Consider the following 17,655-nt stretch of genomic DNA (forward strand, 5'->3'; position numbering starts at 1 on the left):
TCCTCAGAAGTGCACGCACAGTGCGGTGACGGTAGTGAATGGAGGTTTGTCCGGACGAATCGTAGCGACCTGGTCGGGGTGCTTCGGCCCGGGGGTCTGTTCTGGGATCAGACCTTGATGAGGTGCGGGTCGACCTGCGGCCCGAGGTCGCGGACCACCTGGGAGACCAGCCCGTCGCTGCGGACCACCACCACCGTCAGGCCTCGCGCGAGATAGGAGGAGGCGAGGGCGTTCTCCGGGTCGTCGACGATCCCCGTCACCACCTCTGTGATGCGGCTCGCCACAGGGCGGAGCTCCCGGTGGGCGTCCTGGACGCTCTGGCCGCTCGTCCTCCGGTCGATCAGGAGGTAGAAGTGCAGCGAGTTGCCGACCGCCTGCCGGGCGAGCTCCCGCAGCCGCGACTCGCAGTCGCAGCCCGGCGGCATGATCACCAGGACGGCGGGGCGGAGGCTCGCGGCGGTGCGCGGGGCGGCGTTCACGGCGACCCGGGCGTCCGGGAGCCTCCCGCCGACGGCGCCCACGGTGGCGGTGGGGGAGGCGAGCGGGACCGCGGGGGACTGCAGGGCGGGGCGCGGCCCGAAGAAGGTGATCAGGATGCCGCTGGCGACCGCCAGGACCACGGTGAAGACCAGGACGAGGGTGGCCAGGCCGTGGCGGGTCAGCGGGCGCAGCAGACGGCGCAGCCGCTCCCGGCGCCGTCGGCCGCGCTCCTCACGTCGCCATGCGGCCAGGTCCTCGTCGAGTTCGCTGGCGTCGTCCGGGACGACCACGTCCACGCGAGGCAGGCCGTAGTCGTCGTCTCCGTCATGTCTCATGCCGCACCTCTAGCCTTCGGCGGCTCCGCCTCGGCTCCCAGTATGGTCGGCCCTCCGCCGGGAACGAGGCCGCGGGGCGAAGAAAATCGGTGCGCTTCCGAAAGGCATGAACAGACTGAGAAAGCCCGTTTCTCCTTGTTGCCCTTAGGTTGCAGAGATGTTGCCGATGGGTAGAACAATGAGCTCAGGGGTGGTGCTTGCACCGGTGTGAGACTTTGTCAAGACCCCAATTGGTGGCGTGACCTGCGGAAATGTACACTTGTCCGGTGCGCGGAGTGAGAAGAGCGTGGTATCCTAGTCCCTAGCGGAAGGGGTACTTGTCACATGACTTTCACGGTCGGCGACACCGTCGTCTACCCCCACCATGGGGCTGCTCGGATCGAAGCCATCGAGACTCGCACCATCAAGGGTGAGGACAAGACCTACCTGGTGCTGAAGGTCGACAAGGGAGACCTTACAGTACGCGTCCCCGCAGACAACGCCGAGCTGGTGGGTGTCCGGGATGTGGTCGGCCAGGAAGGCCTGGAGAAGGTGTTCGAGGTGCTGCGCGCCCCCTACACCGAGGAACCCACCAACTGGTCTCGGCGTTACAAGGCGAACCTGGAGAAGCTGGCGTCCGGAGACGTCAACAAGGTCGCCGAGGTCGTACGCGACCTCTGGCGGCGCGACAAGGAGCGCGGTCTGTCGGCTGGCGAGAAGCGCATGCTCGCCAAGGCCCGGCAGATCCTCGTCAGCGAGCTCGCGCTCGCGGAGAAGACCAACGAGGACAAGGCCGAAGCGCTTCTGGACGAAGTGCTGGCCGGTTAGTTCCCGGCCGACTCCGCTCCTCGCGGGGTCTTTCCCCGTCAGTGGGCTTTAATACCCGCATGACACAGAAGTATCCACGGGTGGGCGTCGGAACCGACGTCCACCCGTTCGCTTCCGGCCGCCCGCTGTGGGTCGCGGGGCTGGAATGGCCCGGCGAGGGCGACGGGATCGAAGGCCACTCCGACGGCGACGTGGCCGCGCACGCGGCCTGCGACGCGCTGCTGGGCGCCGCCGGGCTGGGAGACCTGGGCGCCGTCTTCGGCACCTCCGACCCCCGCTGGCACGGGGCGTCCGGCGCCGTGCTGCTCACCGAGGTGCACCGGCTGGTACGCGAGGCCGGCTACGAGATCGGGAACGTGGCGATCCAGGTGATCGGCAACCGGCCGAAGATCGGCAAACGGCGGGGCGAGGCGGAGCGGACGCTCAGCGCCGTGCTGGACGGGGCCGCGGTCAGCGTCTCGGCCACCACCACCGACGGGCTGGGGCTGACCGGGCGCGGCGAGGGCATCGCCGCCGTCGCCACCGCCCTGATCTTCCCCCGCTGACCCGCGCTCAGTCCTCCTCCGGCGGGAGGGGGGCGCTGCGGAAGCTCCCCGACGGGGGATTGTGCTCCGGCGAGTAGCCGATCCAGTCCTCGTCGGTGCCGGAGTCCTCGGCTCGCAGGGGCTCGGCCTTCCGGCCGGGGACGGGGAAGTCCGGCTGCGTCGTCGAGGCCAGGATGTCCTCGTCCCGGTCCGGCTTCTCGTCCTCCACGCCGCGGCCGACCAGCTTCACGTCCGTCGGCAGGGTCAGGGGCGGGCGCGCCGGTTCGGGTTCCTCCCCGAGGTCCTCCCGGACGCCGTCCTCCCGGATGCCGCCGGGCCAGGGGGAGTCCCACGGCTCGGTCTCGGCGGCCTCCTCCTCCCGCGACTCGACGGGCTCGGGCTCGACGGGCTCCACGGGCTCGCGGTAGGCCTCGGGAAGGTCCTCGGCGGTGGGCAGCGGCAGCGGGTCGGTCTGCGACTCGGGCCGGTCCTCGACGAGGCCGGGGATCAGGGCGGGCGCGTCGTTGGTCCTCTTCGCGTGCGCGGGAGTGTGCCGCCGGTCGGCGCGCCGCTGCCGGGAGCCCTCGCGCGCCTGGCGGAGCATCGACATCCACAGCCAGATCGCCAGCAGCGCCGCCACCCACGGAGCGGACGCGACCCCCGCCTCCAGCGCGGTGCCCTCGATCGGCTCGAAGCCCTTGACCGCGTGCTGCACCGAGGCCGCGATCCCGCCGCCGACCAGCGCGACCAGCACCAGCCAGCGCGTCCACCGCACCCACCAGGACGAGTGCCGGGCGACGAAGACGGCGAGCAGCGCGACCACCACCAGCCCGTCGTAGACCATCGGGTAGTACCGGCCGAACCGTTCGGCGTTCTTCCCCTCCAGACCGGCCAGGGCCAGCAGGCGCAGGGCGTCGTAGGACAGTACGAACGCCCCGGCGGTGAGCCCGGCGACCGCCAGGAAGCCGAGAACGGCGAAGAGACGCTGTGAACGGGTGGGAGCGGAAGTCATGACGCCTCGGGGGAAGACGAACGTATGGAAAGCCAATCTTCCCGGTCCAAGAGCCATTTTCGCGACCCTTGCCGGACAACTGTGTCAGCGACCTCGGGAAGGGCCGAGGCACTAGTAGCCTTGACTTCCGTGAGCCTGCGCCTTTATGACACCAGCACGCGTGCCGTTCGGGAGTTCGAGCCCCTCCACCCGGGACGGGTCGGCCTGTACGTGTGCGGGGCGACGCCGCAGGCCGCGCCGCACATCGGCCACCTGCGGTCCGGAGTGATCTACGACCTGCTGGTGCGGTGGCTGAGGCGGTCGGGATACGAGGTGACGTTCGCGCGGAACGTCACGGACGTCGACGACAAGATCATCACGGTGGCGGAGACCACCGGCGTCCCGTGGTTCGCGGTGGCCGAGGCCAACCAGCGGGTCTTCAACCGCGGGTACGCGACGCTCGGCTGCCTCGACCCGACGATCGAGCCGCGCGCGACCGGGCACGTGCCCGAGATGATCGTGCTGATGCGGCGGCTGATCGAGAACGGGCACGCCTACAACGTCGGGAACGACGTGTACTTCGACGTGAAGTCGTGGGCCTCGGAGTACGGGAAGCTCTCCAACCAGAAGCTCGAGAACATGCGCTCGGCCGGGGACACCCCCAACGAGGACCTCAAGCGCGACCCCCGGGACTTCGCGCTGTGGAAGGGCGCCAAGCCCGGCGAGCCCAGCTGGGAGACCCCCTGGGGCCCCGGCAGGCCCGGCTGGCACCTGGAGTGCTCGGCGATGGCCACCAAGTACCTCGGCCCGACGTTCGACATCCACGGCGGCGGCGTCGACCTGATCTTCCCCCACCACGAGAACGAGATCGCCCAGTCGAAGGCGGCAGGGGACGGGTTCGCCCGGTACTGGATGCACAACGGCCTTCTCACCATCGAGGGCGAGAAGATGAGCAAGAGCATCGGGAACGTGGTGTACCTGGACGACCTGCTCCGGCAGGTGCGTCCCGTGGAGGCGCGGTACTACCTCGCCTCGGCGCACTACCGCTCGATCATCGACTTCACGCCCGGCGCCCTGGACGACGCGGCCGCCGCCTACCAGCGGATCGAGGGCTTCCTCACCCGGGCCGCCGAGGCGCTCGGGGACGTCAAGCCGTCGGCCGACCTGCCCGTGGCCTTCTCCGAGGCGCTGGACGACGACCTGGGCGTCCCCCAGGCCCTCGCCGTCGTGCACGAGACGGTCCGGGCCGGCAACAGCGCACTGGCGTCCGGCGACCACCAGGCGGCGCGAGAGGCGGCCTCCTCGGTGCGGTCGATGACCTCCGTGCTGGGGTTCGACCCGCTGGAGTGGGCGTCCTCCTCCGGCGGCGACGACCTGCGCCCGGTGGTGGAGGCGCTCGTCAAGGTCGTGCTCGACCAGCGGCAGGCCGCGCGGGAACGCAAGGACTGGGCGGCGGCCGACGCCATCCGGGACGGGCTGACCGCCGCCGGGATCCTCGTGGAGGACACCCCGCAGGGGCCGCGGTTCGACATCCGGCGGGGCTGATCCCGTCCGGGGGGTCGGGGAGTCCCTATACCCTGGGGTGTAAGAATTTTCCAGGGAGGGGCAGCCGAGGATGACCAAAAAGGGCAAGAAGGGCCCGAGCGTCACCGCCAAGGCCGAGGACAGGCACTGGCACGGCAAGCGGGTCAAGGCGCGCAACGCCAAGAACGCGTCCCGTACCGGCTCCAGGACCCTGGGCCCCCGCAAGCCCGGCTCTCGTCCCGGCACCGTGGGGCAGGACCGCCCGGAGCGTCCCGGCGGCACGCGGCGTCCTGACGCGCCCGAGCTCGTCCACGGCCGCAACCCGGTCCTGGAGGCGCTCCGCGAGGGCGTCCCCGGCACCACGCTGTACTACATGGCCGACAGCGACGAGCGCGTCCGCGAGGCCATCAAGCTCGCCGCGGACCGCGGCATCGCCCTGCTGGAGTGCGGCAAGCCCGAGCTGGACCGCCTCACCGACCGCGCCGTCCACCAGGGCCTCGCCCTGCAGGTGAAGCCGTTCCGCTACGCCCATCCCGACGACCTCCTGCAGGGCACCGCCCCGCTGATCGTCGCCCTGGACGGCATCACCGACGCCCGTAACCTCGGCGCGATCGTCCGTTCCGCCGCGGCCTTCGGCGCCAGCGGCATCCTGCTGCCCGAACGCCGCAGCGCGAGCATCAACGCGGGCGCCTGGAAGACCAGCGCCGGCACCCTGGCGAACATGCCCGTGGCCCGCTGCACCAACCTCACCCGCCAGCTGAAGGCCTACCAGGACGCGGGCTGCTTCGTCGCCGGCCTGGACGCCCACGGCGGCTCCTCCATCGCGAACATCCCCGCCGCGGACGGCCCCTTCGTCCTGGTCGTCGGCTCCGAGGGCAAGGGCCTCAGCCGCCTGGTCACCGACCACTGCGACATCCTCGCCCACATCCCCATGTTCGGCCACGCCGAGTCCCTCAACGCCGGTATCGCCGCCGGAATCGCCCTCTACGAACTGGCCCGCCAGCGCCACAGCTGATTTCCGGCTACCATGCCCCCATAACCCTTCTACGCCTCGTTAGCTCAGCCGGCCAGAGCAGCTGTCTTGTAAACAGCAGGTCATCGGTTCGAATCCGATACGGGGCTCCACGTCAAAGGCCCTTCCCGTGATCGGGAAGGGCCTTTGTGCTAACGCCTGTGCTAACAGGAGCTCATTCCTCAGGTTATGAGGTCGTAGGTGCGTCACAGCAGGCCCATGCCTTCATGGCCGGCCGCCGGTTCCTCCGGGCGCCGGGATGGAAGGCCGCGGGTGAACACAAGGCTGAGGCCGGCGATGCCCCCGGCGCCGAGGAGGGCGGTCTTGAGGCCGGTGAGCTGGGCGGAGGAGTACTGCTCCACGAGTGCGTCGGCTTCGGCCGTTGGAACCCCGGCTTCGGCGAGGGCGACGCGCACGTCGTCGGAGGGCACGAAGGAGATTCCGGCTTCCAGGGCGATTCCCGCCTGCTCCTTGACGGCGGCCGACACCCGTGGGTCGTCGGCTATCCGGGAGGTGAACGCCGCGGCGAGGGCGCTGATGACCAGGGCGCCCATGAACGCCGTGCCGAGCGCCGAGCCCAGGTTCTGGGAGGTGTACTGGAGGCTGCCGGCCTCGCTGCGGTCCCTTTCCCCGACGCTGGATTGCACGACGTTGCCCAGCTGGGAGGCCAGCAGGCCCATGCCCAGGCCGAGCACCGCCATCGCCATCAGGAAGGAGGAGTCGTCGATCCGGGGGTCGATGGTGGTGAGCAGCCACAGGATCGCGACGAGCAAGACCGCGAATCCCGCCCGAACCACGGTCCGGGGCGAGGCGATCCGGGACAGTACGGATCCGCTCAGCGATGCCAGCAGCATGGTGACCGACACGGGAAGCAGCCGCAGCCCCGTCTGGAACGCGTCCAGGCCCTGGACGACCTGGAGGTAGAGCGGAATGGCGAAGAACAGGCCGAGGAGGATGGTGTTCTGACCGAGCAGCACCGCCAGCCCCGAGCGCAGAGGCGCGATGCCGAAGAGCGCGAAGCGGATGAGCGGATCGCGGCCGTGCTCCTCACGGTGCCGTTCCCACGCCCGGAAACACCACAGCAGAAGGGCACCCGCCCCGATCACGAACACCGTGAGCGAGAATCCGAAGACCGTGACCGGTGAGTTGAGCGGCTTGAGGAAGCCCCAGGTACTGCTCTGCAGGACGCCCAGGACGACCAGCGCCAGCCCGGCCGCCGACAACACCGCGCCGACGGTGTCGAAGGCCACGCGGCGGCCGGAAGGAGGATCTTGCTCGACCCAGCGGAGTACCGCCAGCATGGCGACCACGAGGACGACCTCCCCGACGAAGACCAGCCGCCAGGTCAGATAGGAGGTCAGCCACCCGCCGAGCAACGGGCCGACCGCGATGCCCGCCCCGGCCAGCCCGCCGATGACGCCGTAGGCGACGACGCGGTCCCGGCCCTGATAGGCCCCGGCCACCAGAGCGGCGAGGGCCGGCAGGACCATCGCCGCGCCGAGGCCCTCGATGACCGACCAACCGAGGGCCAGCATCCACAGGGTGGGCGCGGCCGCGGTCAGCGCGGATCCCACGCCGTATACGACCAGGCCGATGCCGAACAGGCGGCGCCGCCCGAACATGTCCCCGAGCCTGCCGCCGGTGATCATGAATGCGGCCATGACCAGGGAGTACAGGGTGATGACGGCCTGGATCGCGGTGACCTCGGTGTCGAAGTCCTCGACCAGCTGACTGATCGACACATTCATCACCGAGGTGTCCAGCACCATCAGGAACTGGGCGGTTCCCAGCACGACCAGCGGCTTCCACCGGCCCATCTCGCCTCCCCGGCCGATCTTCCTGCATCGTGGCAGTACGTAAAGAAATATGACGACCCGGAGTTGTCGTTTGGGGTTTCGGGCGGAATGCCGTCCATTCCCTTTCGGTGAGAAACTCCCGGAAGCACGGTGTCCGTGACGTGTCCTCGATGGTCTGCTCAGGTGGCGAGCACCTGTTCTTTGGCCCGCTGGTACTCCTCCTCGGTGATCTCGTGGTGGTTTTTGAGGTCGGCGAGCGTGGCCAGTGCGTCGGCGTGATTCGGTGATGCGCTCTCTGCCGCGAGGTGGCGCGTATAAGTCTTGAGGGCGATGCGCCGCTCCCGTTCCAGTTCGCGTTCGGCCATGCCGCTTCCACGGGCGAGGATGTAGACGAAGACGCCCAGGAACGGAAGCACGATCACCAGGAGCGTCCAACCCGCCTTGCCCCAGCCGCCGAGGTCATGGCTGCGGAAGATATCGGCGAAGATCCTGAAGAGAATGATCAGCCAGATGATCCACAAAAAGAAGACGAACATGGTCCAGAAGATTTCGAGAAAAGGGTAATCATCCATGAGATAAGGTCATGCCCTAACGCGAGTGCTGTGGTGAACTTTCCGACGGTCATCTCTCCTTAGGGTTTTTTCGTTGAATGAACCAGTGGAGAGGGTAGGGTGCGGGCCCGTTCGTGAGACTCGGGGCGGTAGGTCGGAAGAGCCCAGATGATGAGGAGTGCGCCGAGGACCAAGTGGATCCAGCCCCATCCGGTGTTGCTGAACTCGTAGACGTAGTCGGGGGCCACGACGAAGAGGACGAATCCCGTCGCGGTGGCCTGACGTCCGCTCACCTGACTCCCTTTCGTGTGGAGCCGCGGGCCTCGGACTCCTGGCGTTCAGGCCGTGATCGAAGCGGTGACCGCGCGGTGCTGTGGGGATTCCCTGGCAGGGCCGGCCGGAATGCGGATGTGTTTAACCGTAGTGCGCTGTTTAAGGAGAATTTGCGGAAGGGGCATCTGGTATCGGGGCAATCACTGCCCTAGTGGGAGACGGCCCGCTTGCACGGTTCCACACCATAACTTGACCTGACGCTGGAGTAGCCGCAGGAATGCTGAGGCTGTTGGTCGAGAAGTGACCGTTTGTCTTCTCTATGCGGAGATTCCGGAGGGAATGGGTGTCTTGGCTGCTGCGAACGACCCCCCGAGCTGACAGGGCATGACCGCGCGACAGGCCCGTGACCGCATCATCGGACTCCACAAAGAACATGCCATCGAACTGGACGACCTGGTCATCGTGGAACACAGGGACAACGGCAGGATCAAACTTCACCAGACCGGGGGCGGCACTAAGATCCTTGCGTGAACACTCAGGGCGTCATCCTTTACGGACCGCCGACCAGCGGCAAGGACACCATCACCGACGAATTGACCCGCCGGGAATCTCGTTTCCTCTTCCTGCCGAAGCTCAAGGCGGGGTTTTCCGGTCCTGATCCCGGCCGCGGCCACCGCTTGATCTCGTTCATGATGATGGAAGCGCTGGAGAGGTCGGGCGCTCTGGCCGTGGTGACGAACCGCCACCGCGACATCTATGCCGTCGACCGTCAGGGCGTCGAGGACGCCGCCGCATCCGGTCGGGTCCCGGTCATCCACATGGACGACGTCGCCGACCTCACCCGGCTACGCGAAGCCGTACCGATCACTTGGCTGACCGTGCTGCTGTGGACTCCCCGCGAGGTCTGCGCCGAACGCCCAGCCGGCCGCGGAGACGACACCGCCGACCGCCTCCAGGCCTGGGACGAGACCCGCGCCGACCTGGGCCGAGCCGGCACAGGCGTCTTCGACCTGGAGATCCGAACGGATGAGGTCACCGCGGCCGAGGCCGCCCACCAGATCATCACGGCGGCTCTGCCGCAGCCCCCTCAGCCCGCCGAATGAGGTGGTTCCCACTCCTACGTGTGGGCACGGATCGGCATCTTCACCAGCGGAGGGGAGCAGGTCCACTCGATGGACGTCTCAGAACTTCAGCGGGCTCTGGACGGGATCTTCGACGGCGCCGTCACCCGTGGCGGTGGCAGGGCACGGCGGCGGTCGCCTCGGGACCAGCGCGGGAAGAGCATGCCGAGCAGCGGGTTGACGCAGAAGGCGACCGCGACGGCCACGGTGCCGCTGGTGCTGATCGGGCCGCCCGCCCAGGCGTAGGCGGCGCCGTCGCTGATCACGAAGGTGAGGGGCATGACCGTCCAGACGATCATGAGGCGGCAGAGCGCGAAGGTCGAGCGGGCCTCCCCGCTGCGCAGGGGATACCAGCGGCCCAGGACGTCCTGCCGTATCCACTCACGGTGAGGATCAGGAAGGCGTGCGTCGAAGAAGCGGTATGCGAGCCATAGGAGGAAGGGCGGCCGTGTCGTAGCCCTCTGCAACCGCTTCGCCCATCAGTAATGTCTTTTCTCTGTGAGTCGGCCGAGTCTTCCTCATCTACCGCTCCAGGGCGGCCTCGTAGGAGCGCAGGGCGGTGATGACCGTCGCGCGTTCGGCGGGATCCGCGGTGCGTTCCAGGACGCCCGGCCGTGACAGTTCGCTCACCATGAGGCTGACGGTCGTCGGAGCCACCTCCAGCCGGGCGGCGAGCTCGTTGACGCTGAGAGGGCCGTCGTACTCCAGGTGGGCCAGCAGCGCGAGATGGCGCGGTGCGAGACCCAGACCTTGGAGCGCCGGGGGATGGGCAGGCACTTGGCGCGGCCGACGAGCCGCGGCATGAGCAGCAGCAGGGTGCGGACGGCCTTTTCGGCCGCCCCGACGCCGTCCAGCTCACCGCACGTCTCGGCACTGTCCTCACCGACGCGATGTGCTCAGTCGAATGATCGGTGGCATCGGCATGGCCGAAGAACGCATCCACAGCCTGTGGATACAGGTCGGAAGCCATCGGGCCGGTGAGCGCGGTTCAGGGGATTCCGCCGTCCCGGCGCCCAGCGGGTTCGGTCGATTTCCTTGACGCGGCGGCCGGGCGGCTCAAGGATTCGCCGGGGGATTCGGCTTTCGCCTCTCGTTTTTGTTGCGGTGGGGAGTGCTTTTTTTTGCGGGGTTGTGCGCTCATGGGGCCGCTGCAATAATCGCCCTGTTTTTGTTGCGGCAAATACCGGGGGTCCGACCGGAATGGAATCTTGATGAAACAAGGTCATGGAAAGCGGACTGCGGTATTCGCCGGAGCGGCGCTCGCCGCTGTGACGGCCGCGGCGTTCGCGTTTCATGCTGTGGCCGGTGACGGAGGCGGGCTTCCGAGTCGGCCGGAGACGAAGACGATGGCTCTGAAGCCCAGTTACAAGACGCTGGAGAGCATGACCGCCTCCGCTCCACTCGTGGTGCTCGCCGAGGTGGCGTCGGTCAAGCCCGGCCGATTGATGGGTTCTCCCGGTGAAGGATCCCTTCAAATGAGGGAGAGCGCTCTCAAAGTACATGAGGTCCTCTACAGCAGGAACGGCGACACCCCTGCCTCCATCGCGATCGTCGAGACCGGTTGGGTCGACGGTGTGCCGACCGAGGACATCGAGCGGCCTTGGACGAAGAAGGGGGACTACGGTTACTTCTTCCTGCGTCAGGACCGCGTGTACGGCACCTATGGATTCATCGGCGCACAGGCTCGTGTCCTGGTCGACGAGAAGAGCCGGAAGATGGAGGCGAGCGGGGACCATCACCAGGACCCCTTCGTGAAGAACCTCGAGGGCATGCTGCCCGAGGAGTTCGCCAAGGCCGTCAGGGACGCCGCCAGGATGGCGAAAGAGGGAAAGATCAAGCCTCGCCCTCTCGGCGACGCCGCGCCGGACATACCCGAGGACAAACTTCCCCCGGGAATGCGCCCCTGATTTCCGGTTCCAGGTCGACTCCATTTTTCTCACGAGTCTGCAGAAGGTTTTCGTTTCATGAAAATGCGCCGTATTGCTGCATCTTTTGTTCTGGCGATGGGATCGGTGAGCGTGCTTTCGCAGCCGGCGACGGCCGGTCATGGCACGTGGTATGTCCCGGACAATGCGAATCAGTACATCTCGGGGTCCAGTCTCACCTCCTTCGGAGTCATCGCCCGGGACCATGGCAAGAACCAACTGGAACGCTCGGATATCACGACCTACTGGGGCAGCAACGACATCGATGTCCGGGACGCCTATTACGGGGATGACGCGGGGTTCCTCGGGCAGACCTCCTGCACCGTCCAGACCTTGACCGGGCGTTGCGACGTGTACGTGGTCAAGTTCAATGAGAGTTCGATCCCGCCGTACAACTCCATGTGGCAGTACACCGGATGCCACGAGTTCGGGCACACCGGGAGCCTCAACCACCGGTACTCCGGGTCCAGTGACTCCGACAACAACTCGTGCATGCGAGAGGACCACTGGAACGTCAGCGGTTCGTCCCTGGACGGCCATGACATCAACGCGATAAACGCGCACTTTTAATCAGGAGCGAAGAGGCCGGCCGTGCCGGCGTCGGCATGCCGCTGGACAGCCGGGTGAGAAGGATGGACCGTGCGCTTCGTCGGCTCGAGTGGAAGACCGATCTGCTGATGGCGCATCTCGGCATCGAGGAGCGTGAACCGATGGCATGGCGGAGATCGATGTTCTTCTGCGCAGGGGTGGCAAAGCAGAGGCGGTCAAGGAGGGGTGTGCGCTCGTGAGCCGGCGGCCCCGGAGGGCCACCGGCTCACGAGCGGGGTGCAGCGCCTTACTTGTTGGGCTGCGGGGTGACGCGAAGGTAGGGCTTCTTGGTCTCGAAGCCCTTGGGGAAGCGCTGCTTGGCCTCTTCGTCGGAGAGCGCGGGGGCGACGATGACGTTGTCGCCGTCCTTCCAGTCCGCCGGGGTGGCGACGGTGTACTGGGAGGTCAGCTGCAGGGAGTCGATCACCCGCAGGATCTCGTCGAAGTTGCGGCCGGTGGAGGCCGGGTAGGTCAGGGTCAGCTTGACCTTGTTGTCCGGGCCGATGATGAACACCGAACGCACCGTGAGGGTGTCGTTGGCGTTCGGGTGGATCATGTCGTACAGGTCGGCGACCTTGCGGCCGGAGTCGTCGATCAGCGGGAAGTTCAGGGCGTTGCCGGTCACGTCCTCGATGTCGCCGGCCCACTTGAAGTGGTCTTCCAGCGGGTCGACGGAGACGCCGATGACCTTGACGTTCCGCTTGTCGAACTCGGGCTTCAGGCCGGCGACGCGGCCCAGCTCGGTGGTGCAAACCGGCGTGAAGTCCTTCGGGTGGGAGAACAGCACCGCCCAGCTGTCGCCCTTCCACTCGTGGAAGCTGAGCGTGCCCTCGGTGGTGGGAACGGTGAAGTCGGGGGCTTCGTCGCCGAGCCGCAGCGTGGCCATGTTGGTCCTTCCGATAGGTAATGAGGAGATAGCACGATCGAGTGTGACCGTGCTTCGTCGTTCAATACTGGCATCCCCCGGCCCTGACTCGCGGATCGGAGGTGGTGTGGGAACCCTTGTCAGGGCCGGTACCGGTTCTCCGCCCCCTCCGCTGTGGGCCAGGTCTCAAGGAGAAGCCCGCATGTGACGGCTCTCTACCAGTCTGCCCTCGGATGACCGTGCCCGTGCCCGCGCCGCCCCGTTCAGGAGGCGCGGCGGCGGAACAGGAGGAACGAGACGCCCGCCAGCAGGCCGCCGGGGAGGATCGTGAAAATCAGGTAGATCACCTGGGGGTCGGGGAGCCGGGCGGTCGCCTGCCTGTCGGTGAGCGCGTGGACGATCAGCAGCGCGACGCCCCACAGGGCTCCGCCGACGAGACCGCGGGCCACGGCGCCCTTGAGAGCGCGGTGCTGGGAGCCGACGAGCAGGCCGCCGATCACGGAGATCACGACTCCCGTGTAGTACAGCCACGACGCGACGCCGAGCGCGAGCCCGCAGACCGCGCCGACGACCAGGGGAGCCCCGATCGCCTCCCATGCCCGGCGCCCCGGGCTCATGTCGCTGTAGTACTCGGCGGCCATGACCCCTCTTCCGTGCCGTCGGCCTGCCGGTGTTCGGCGGGCTCGTCGCCTTGCGGTGCCGGGGGATCGGTTCCGAGGAGGGGCCCCGCGCCAACCGGCCATCCCTCTGAGTGAACAGTCTACTGCGATGGGTGATCTTCGGTGTTCGCGGGCCGCGGCCGGAGAGGGCGGAGCGGACGTGGTCATGGTCGTTCGGGGCGGGCGGACTCGAAGCGGGCGAACAGGGCCCACAGTGCCGCGAGCGCCAGTGCGAACACCGGGAGCCAGCAGAGGCGGGCCGGGATCCAGGCGGGGTCGTCCGGCGCGGTGTGCAGGCCGGGGAGCGGGCCGGCGCCGAGAAAGGCCGCGGTGGTGAGCAGCAGTGCGCTCTGGTGCCACAAGAACACCGTCATCGCCGAGAGATTGACCAGGACGACCGGGGCCCAGGCCAGGGGCGCCCGCAGGAGCACGGCGACGCGGTCCTTCAGCAGCAGGGCCAGGCCGGTCTGCGCGACGCCGAAGGCCACGGCGGCCAGGGTCGGCGGGTTCAGGTTCGACAGGCCCGCACCCGGCACCCCGACCATGCTGGCCGGGTACCCGGCGAAGGCGACCAGCGCGGCGGTCGCGGCGGCCCCGGCGCCCAGCATCCAGGTGGCCGTGCGGCGGGACGAGGCGCCGTGGCGTGCCCACGCGGCGCCGAGCGCGAAGGGGACGCTCCAGCCCGTGAGCACGTTGAGCAGGCCGAGCCAGGCCGGGCCGTCCAGCGCGAACCGGCAGACGTCGACCGCGGCGACGGCGCACAGCGGGATCACCGCGCCCCAGGGCGGCAGCCGCCGGAACAGCGGCGTCAGCGCGGTCAGGACGGCGAAGACGCAGAGGAACCACAGGGGGCTCAGCACGAGCCGGACGATCGCTTCCACGCTGGAAGGGGTGAGGCCGGCCAGCCACAGGGCCGGGGCCAGCAGGGCCCAGAAGCCGAGCAGCACCGGCACGGGACGTGCCAGCCGGGCGAGCCGTCTTCCCAGCCAGGCGCGGTACGTCCCGGCCCGCTCCAGCCCGAGGGCCGCCGTGTAGCCGCCGACGAGGAAGAAAGGGGCCAGGGTCTGCAGCGCCCAGCTCACCGGGGCGAGCCAGGGCATCTCCCGCAGCGGGCTCGTCACCGTCAGGGCGCCGTCCGCGGCCGTGAAGCCGGTGACGAGCCAGTGCCCGAGCACCACGCCGGCGATCGCGATCGCGCGCAGGCCGTCGATCTCCCGGTCGCGTCCGGCGGGGGTCGCCGCCTCGATCCGGGCGGCCAGCGCGCTAACCACGGGGCACCCGCGCACCGAGCATGATCAGCGCCAGGCTGCGGACGGACTCGCCGCCGGGCTTGAAGTAGTCCGCGTGTGTGCCGTTCCCGGCGGGGAAGGGCAGCGCGCCGAACTCCCGTGACACCGGGTCGCGGCCGAAACCCCACCCGAGGAACCGGACGTGTGGGACGAAACGCGTCCAGTCGCCGCCGGAGCGGGCAGCCCAGACCCGGGTCGCGGGTGAAAGGTCGGATGCACGGTCGGCGGTCGTCCCGGGACTGCCGACCAGGGCGATGTCGGACGCACGCGCGTCCGGGGCCGCCTTCGCGCACACCACGCCGCCGTAGCTGTGGCAGACCAGGGTGAGCCGTGCGGAAGGGTTCAGGCTCCGCAGTTCCCGAGTGAAGGAGACCAGCGCGCGGGCGCCCTCCTCGGCACGCCCGGCGGACAGGACGGACGGGCCGGGCGTCTGGGGCGGCTCGTAGCCGAGCCACGCCACCACCGTCGGCCGGGTGCCCGGTGACAGCCGCCTGGCCTGCTCGTAGAGGTTGCGTGCGGAACCGCCGACGAACTTGGCGGAATCGTAGTTGCCGAGGTCGTTGTCGATGCCCGGCACGACGATCGCGATCCGCCGCGCCGTCGCCGGATCGCCGAGCACTTCGACGGCCCGTCCCGTGCCGCGCGGATCGAAGGACAGGAAGGTGCGGTTCCGGAAACCCTCCAGCGCGCGGACCCGCTCGCCGTCGCCGTATCCGCGCGCGGCGGCGAGCGCGCGGCCGATGTCAGCTTGGACGGCGGCATACCGGGCGTCCAGCCGGGTGAGGGACGGCAGAGGGGAAGGCGCGGCGTAGGCGGCTGCGGGAGAGGCGCCCGTCATGGTCGTGACGAGCGCCGCGGCGGACAGGAGGGCTGGTGCGCTCCGCATGGGGATTCTCCTCGGTCGTCAGCGGTGAGCGGCTGACGCCAAGCTAAAAATCCGACCCTGTAACTGTGATCACTCCGTGGAGTGGACCTCGCCGTACGACCAGGGTGCTACAGGGCCCGCCGGACGGGTCAGTCGCCGGGGCGCACGAGGCCCGTCTCGTAGGCGTAGACGATCGCCTGGGCGCGGTCGCGCAGTCCGAGCTTCTGCAGGATCCGGCCGAAATGCGTCTTCACGGTCTGCTCGGCCACCACGAGCCGCTCGGCGACCTCGGTGTTCGACAGGCCCCGCGCGACCAGCGCCAGCACCTCGGTCTCCCGCTCGGTCAGGTCGTCGATCCGCTTGACGGAGGGGGCGCGCGGGCCGCCCAGCCGGGAGAACTCGGAGATCAGCCGCCGGGTCACCGACGGGGACAGCAGCGCGTCCCCGGCCGCGATGATCCGTACGGCCTCGGCCAGCTCGGCGGCCGAGGCGTCCTTGAGCAGGAACCCGCTGGCCCCGGCCCGCAGCGCCTCGTAGACGTAGTCGTCCAGGTCGAAGGTGGTCAGCATCAGCACCTTCGGCGGATCCGGCTCGGCCAGCAGGGCGCGGGTGGCGGCCAGGCCGTCCATCACCGGCATCCGGATGTCCATCAGCACCACGTCCGGGCGCAGCCGGCCCGCCATCTCCACCCCGTCCGCGCCGTTCGCGGCCTCGCCCACCACGTCGATGTCGGGCTGCACGTTCAGGAACACCCGGAATCCGGTGCGGACCATGCCCTGGTCGTCGACGATCAGCACGCGGATGCTCACGCGGGCTCGCCCCACGGCAGTGTCGCCATCACGGCGAACCCTCCTTCCGGTGTCGGCGCGGCCGACAGCTCGCCGTCCAGCATCGCGGTGCGCTCACGCATGCCGACCAGTCCGTGTCCGCCGTCCTCGGCCGGGAACGCGGGCGGGCCCTCGGGCGGGCCGTTCAGCACGCGGATCCGCAGCGCGTCGTCCAGGTAGGCCAGCTCCACCCGCACCGCGGCGCCGGGGGCGTGTCTCATCGCGTTGCTGAGCGCTTCCTGAATAATCCTATAGGCGGACAGACCGACCGCCGGGGACGGTTGCCTGCGCTCTCCGAAGAGGCTGACGTCCACCCGCAGCCCGGTTCCCCGGGCGGTGGCGACCAGGTCGTCCAAAGCCGACAGGTCCGGCTGCGGCGCCGTCTCGCCCGTCTCGCCCTCCGACCGCAGCACTCCCAGCATCCGGCGGGTCTCCCTCAGCGCGTCCAGGGCGGTTCCGCGGATCTCGGCGAACGCGGCGGCGACCGGCTCGGGCAGGTCCCGTGCCAGGTAGGGGGCGGCCTCGGCCTGGATGGCTATCACCGACATGTGGTGGGCGACCACGTCGTGCAGTTCGCGTGCGATCCGGGCCCGCTCCTCCAGCACACCGCGCTTGGCCTTCTCCTCGGCGCTGCGCGCCTCCTCCACCGCCAGGCTGCGCTGGGCCTGCCTGCGCGCCCGCACGTTGTAGCCGAGCAACAGCGCCACGGAGGACACGAACCACACGATGACCGTCGGGGACCCCGCCCGGGTGATGGGGAAGGCCACGGCCATCATCACCAGCCACACCCCGAGCGTGGTCTCGGCTTCCGAACGCACCGCGGCCGTGTACAGGCACAGGACCAGGGCGATCCCCGGCCCCCAGGCGGCCTCGGGGCGGTGGTCGGGCACGGTGACGACGGCGAACAGGGTCCCGGCCAGGACCGCCCGCCAGGCCACCAGAGGCCACTGGTGGCGCAGGACGAGCGGCGCGGTCGACAGCAGCGCGGCCAGCGGCACGATGTCGGGAAGGTCCCTGCCGTTCGGCGCGTTGTTGCGGGTGATCAGGAACAGCGCGAAGGCCAGCAGGGCGTCGAAGATCAACGCCTGGTCGACGCCGAAGCGCAGGCGCCGGCGCTCGGGCGGGTCGCATGTCCCCGTCACGAGCGCGCCGAGGACCGCGCGGCGGCAGCGGTCGTAGGGGGCTGTGAGAGGCACGGCGTCCAGGCTAGGCGCCGGCCGGCG

Annotated in this window: 20 protein-coding genes and 1 tRNA gene; 9 read left to right on the forward strand and 12 right to left on the reverse strand. The window is 69.0% G+C overall.

Going from position 1 to position 17,655, the window contains the following annotated elements; all coding sequences use genetic code 11:
* Positions 1-107 precede the first annotated feature (107 nt).
* The gene (locus ABGB12_RS21375; protein WP_347680551.1) at positions 108-815 is read right to left on the reverse strand and encodes a hypothetical protein; all 708 of its coding nucleotides are present in this window, start codon (positions 813-815) and stop codon (positions 108-110) included.
* 324 nt (positions 816-1,139) lie between these two features.
* Here ABGB12_RS21375 and ABGB12_RS21380 point away from each other — a divergent pair, with 324 nt between their 5' ends.
* Positions 1,140-1,622: a CarD family transcriptional regulator gene (locus ABGB12_RS21380; protein ID WP_106397345.1), complete on the forward strand. Its 483-nt coding sequence runs from the start codon at positions 1,140-1,142 to the stop codon at positions 1,620-1,622.
* A gap of 59 nt (positions 1,623-1,681) precedes the next feature.
* Complete coding sequence (gene ispF, locus ABGB12_RS21385) at positions 1,682-2,167, forward strand: 2-C-methyl-D-erythritol 2,4-cyclodiphosphate synthase (protein WP_347680553.1); 486 nt, start codon at positions 1,682-1,684, stop codon at positions 2,165-2,167.
* Positions 2,168-2,174: 7 nt separating this feature from the next.
* On the opposite strand, the gene ABGB12_RS21390 is transcribed toward ispF, so the two are convergent.
* Positions 2,175-3,158 (reverse strand): DUF2637 domain-containing protein, encoded by a 984-nt coding sequence (locus tag ABGB12_RS21390; RefSeq protein WP_347680555.1) that lies wholly within the window; start codon positions 3,156-3,158, stop codon positions 2,175-2,177.
* A gap of 129 nt (positions 3,159-3,287) precedes the next feature.
* Between ABGB12_RS21390 and cysS the strand changes: the two genes are divergently transcribed.
* The 3 genes from cysS to ABGB12_RS21405 all read left to right on the forward strand — a co-directional run bounded on the left by cysS (position 3,288) and on the right by ABGB12_RS21405 (position 5,786).
* Positions 3,288-4,682, forward strand: coding sequence for a cysteine--tRNA ligase (gene cysS, locus ABGB12_RS21395; protein ID WP_347680557.1), 1,395 nt, complete (start codon positions 3,288-3,290; stop codon positions 4,680-4,682).
* Positions 4,683-4,752: 70 nt separating this feature from the next.
* Positions 4,753-5,676 (forward strand): 23S rRNA (guanosine(2251)-2'-O)-methyltransferase RlmB, encoded by a 924-nt coding sequence (rlmB, locus tag ABGB12_RS21400; protein WP_347680559.1) that lies wholly within the window; start codon positions 4,753-4,755, stop codon positions 5,674-5,676.
* Between the two features lie 33 nt (positions 5,677-5,709).
* Positions 5,710-5,786: transfer RNA gene (locus tag ABGB12_RS21405), tRNA-Thr, on the forward strand.
* Between the two features lie 93 nt (positions 5,787-5,879).
* Here ABGB12_RS21405 and ABGB12_RS21410 read toward each other — a convergent pair.
* On the reverse strand, positions 5,880-7,490 hold the full coding sequence (locus ABGB12_RS21410; RefSeq protein WP_347680561.1) for an MFS transporter: 1,611 nt from the start codon (positions 7,488-7,490) through the stop codon (positions 5,880-5,882).
* 158 nt (positions 7,491-7,648) lie between these two features.
* Positions 7,649-8,041, reverse strand: a complete 393-nt coding sequence (locus tag ABGB12_RS21415) for an SHOCT domain-containing protein (protein WP_347680563.1) — start codon at positions 8,039-8,041, stop codon at positions 7,649-7,651.
* A gap of 636 nt (positions 8,042-8,677) precedes the next feature.
* On the opposite strand from ABGB12_RS21415, the gene ABGB12_RS21420 reads away from it, so the two are divergent.
* Both ABGB12_RS21420 and ABGB12_RS21425 read left to right on the forward strand, forming a co-directional pair.
* Positions 8,678-8,824 (forward strand): hypothetical protein, encoded by a 147-nt coding sequence (locus ABGB12_RS21420; protein ID WP_347680565.1) that lies wholly within the window; start codon positions 8,678-8,680, stop codon positions 8,822-8,824.
* Complete coding sequence (locus tag ABGB12_RS21425) at positions 8,821-9,396, forward strand: guanylate kinase (protein ID WP_347680567.1); 576 nt, start codon at positions 8,821-8,823, stop codon at positions 9,394-9,396. The genes ABGB12_RS21420 and ABGB12_RS21425 overlap by 4 nt, the downstream gene beginning before the upstream one ends.
* Before the next feature lie 86 nt (positions 9,397-9,482).
* Here the strand turns inward: ABGB12_RS21425 and ABGB12_RS21430 are convergent, their stop codons facing one another.
* Positions 9,483-9,695, reverse strand: a complete 213-nt coding sequence (locus tag ABGB12_RS21430) for a hypothetical protein (protein ID WP_347680569.1) — start codon at positions 9,693-9,695, stop codon at positions 9,483-9,485.
* Positions 9,696-9,936: 241 nt separating this feature from the next.
* On the reverse strand, positions 9,937-10,191 hold the full coding sequence (locus ABGB12_RS21435) for a helix-turn-helix domain-containing protein (RefSeq protein ID WP_347680571.1): 255 nt from the start codon (positions 10,189-10,191) through the stop codon (positions 9,937-9,939).
* Positions 10,192-10,625: 434 nt separating this feature from the next.
* On the opposite strand from ABGB12_RS21435, the gene ABGB12_RS21440 reads away from it, so the two are divergent.
* Both ABGB12_RS21440 and ABGB12_RS21445 read left to right on the forward strand, forming a co-directional pair.
* Positions 10,626-11,321, forward strand: a complete 696-nt coding sequence (locus tag ABGB12_RS21440; protein ID WP_347680573.1) for a hypothetical protein — start codon at positions 10,626-10,628, stop codon at positions 11,319-11,321.
* Positions 11,322-11,378: 57 nt separating this feature from the next.
* On the forward strand, positions 11,379-11,909 hold the full coding sequence (locus tag ABGB12_RS21445; protein ID WP_347680575.1) for a hypothetical protein: 531 nt from the start codon (positions 11,379-11,381) through the stop codon (positions 11,907-11,909).
* Between the two features lie 265 nt (positions 11,910-12,174).
* Here the strand turns inward: ABGB12_RS21445 and ABGB12_RS21450 are convergent, their stop codons facing one another.
* The 6 genes from ABGB12_RS21450 to ABGB12_RS21475 all read right to left on the reverse strand — a co-directional run bounded on the left by ABGB12_RS21450 (position 12,175) and on the right by ABGB12_RS21475 (position 17,628).
* A complete protein-coding gene (locus ABGB12_RS21450) occupies positions 12,175-12,813 on the reverse strand; it encodes a peroxiredoxin (protein WP_347680577.1) in 639 nt (212 codons plus the stop codon).
* Between the two features lie 242 nt (positions 12,814-13,055).
* A complete protein-coding gene (locus ABGB12_RS21455; protein WP_347680579.1) occupies positions 13,056-13,433 on the reverse strand; it encodes a hypothetical protein in 378 nt (125 codons plus the stop codon).
* A gap of 182 nt (positions 13,434-13,615) precedes the next feature.
* Positions 13,616-14,722, reverse strand: coding sequence for an acyltransferase (locus ABGB12_RS21460; RefSeq protein ID WP_347680581.1), 1,107 nt, complete (start codon positions 14,720-14,722; stop codon positions 13,616-13,618).
* Positions 14,715-15,626 (reverse strand): alpha/beta hydrolase, encoded by a 912-nt coding sequence (locus tag ABGB12_RS21465; RefSeq protein ID WP_347680583.1) that lies wholly within the window; start codon positions 15,624-15,626, stop codon positions 14,715-14,717. Before ABGB12_RS21465 ends, ABGB12_RS21460 begins: the two co-directional genes overlap by 8 nt.
* A gap of 128 nt (positions 15,627-15,754) precedes the next feature.
* A complete protein-coding gene (locus ABGB12_RS21470) occupies positions 15,755-16,414 on the reverse strand; it encodes a response regulator transcription factor (protein ID WP_347680585.1) in 660 nt (219 codons plus the stop codon).
* On the reverse strand, positions 16,411-17,628 hold the full coding sequence (locus ABGB12_RS21475; RefSeq protein WP_347680587.1) for a sensor histidine kinase: 1,218 nt from the start codon (positions 17,626-17,628) through the stop codon (positions 16,411-16,413). Before ABGB12_RS21475 ends, ABGB12_RS21470 begins: the two co-directional genes overlap by 4 nt.
* Between the last annotated feature and the right edge of the window lie 27 nt (positions 17,629-17,655).

It is taken from the genome of Actinocorallia sp. B10E7, assembly GCF_039871655.1.
Classification (GTDB): domain Bacteria; phylum Actinomycetota; class Actinomycetes; order Streptosporangiales; family Streptosporangiaceae; genus Actinocorallia.

Coding starts and splice junctions, on each gene's coding strand:
- ABGB12_RS21375 (WP_347680551.1), bottom strand. CDS start 815: ATGAGACATGACGGAGACGACGACTACGGCCTGCCTCGCGTGGACGTG.
- ABGB12_RS21380 (WP_106397345.1), top strand. CDS start 1,140: ATGACTTTCACGGTCGGCGACACCGTCGTCTACCCCCACCATGGGGCT.
- ispF (WP_347680553.1), top strand. CDS start 1,682: ATGACACAGAAGTATCCACGGGTGGGCGTCGGAACCGACGTCCACCCG.
- ABGB12_RS21390 (WP_347680555.1), bottom strand. CDS start 3,158: ATGACTTCCGCTCCCACCCGTTCACAGCGTCTCTTCGCCGTTCTCGGC.
- rlmB (WP_347680559.1), top strand. CDS start 4,753: ATGACCAAAAAGGGCAAGAAGGGCCCGAGCGTCACCGCCAAGGCCGAG.
- ABGB12_RS21410 (WP_347680561.1), bottom strand. CDS start 7,490: ATGGGCCGGTGGAAGCCGCTGGTCGTGCTGGGAACCGCCCAGTTCCTG.
- ABGB12_RS21415 (WP_347680563.1), bottom strand. CDS start 8,041: ATGGATGATTACCCTTTTCTCGAAATCTTCTGGACCATGTTCGTCTTC.
- ABGB12_RS21420 (WP_347680565.1), top strand. CDS start 8,678: ATGACCGCGCGACAGGCCCGTGACCGCATCATCGGACTCCACAAAGAA.
- ABGB12_RS21430 (WP_347680569.1), bottom strand. CDS start 9,695: ATGCCCCTCACCTTCGTGATCAGCGACGGCGCCGCCTACGCCTGGGCG.
- ABGB12_RS21440 (WP_347680573.1), top strand. CDS start 10,626: ATGAAACAAGGTCATGGAAAGCGGACTGCGGTATTCGCCGGAGCGGCG.
- ABGB12_RS21445 (WP_347680575.1), top strand. CDS start 11,379: ATGAAAATGCGCCGTATTGCTGCATCTTTTGTTCTGGCGATGGGATCG.
- ABGB12_RS21450 (WP_347680577.1), bottom strand. CDS start 12,813: ATGGCCACGCTGCGGCTCGGCGACGAAGCCCCCGACTTCACCGTTCCC.
- ABGB12_RS21455 (WP_347680579.1), bottom strand. CDS start 13,433: ATGGCCGCCGAGTACTACAGCGACATGAGCCCGGGGCGCCGGGCATGG.
- ABGB12_RS21465 (WP_347680583.1), bottom strand. CDS start 15,626: ATGCGGAGCGCACCAGCCCTCCTGTCCGCCGCGGCGCTCGTCACGACC.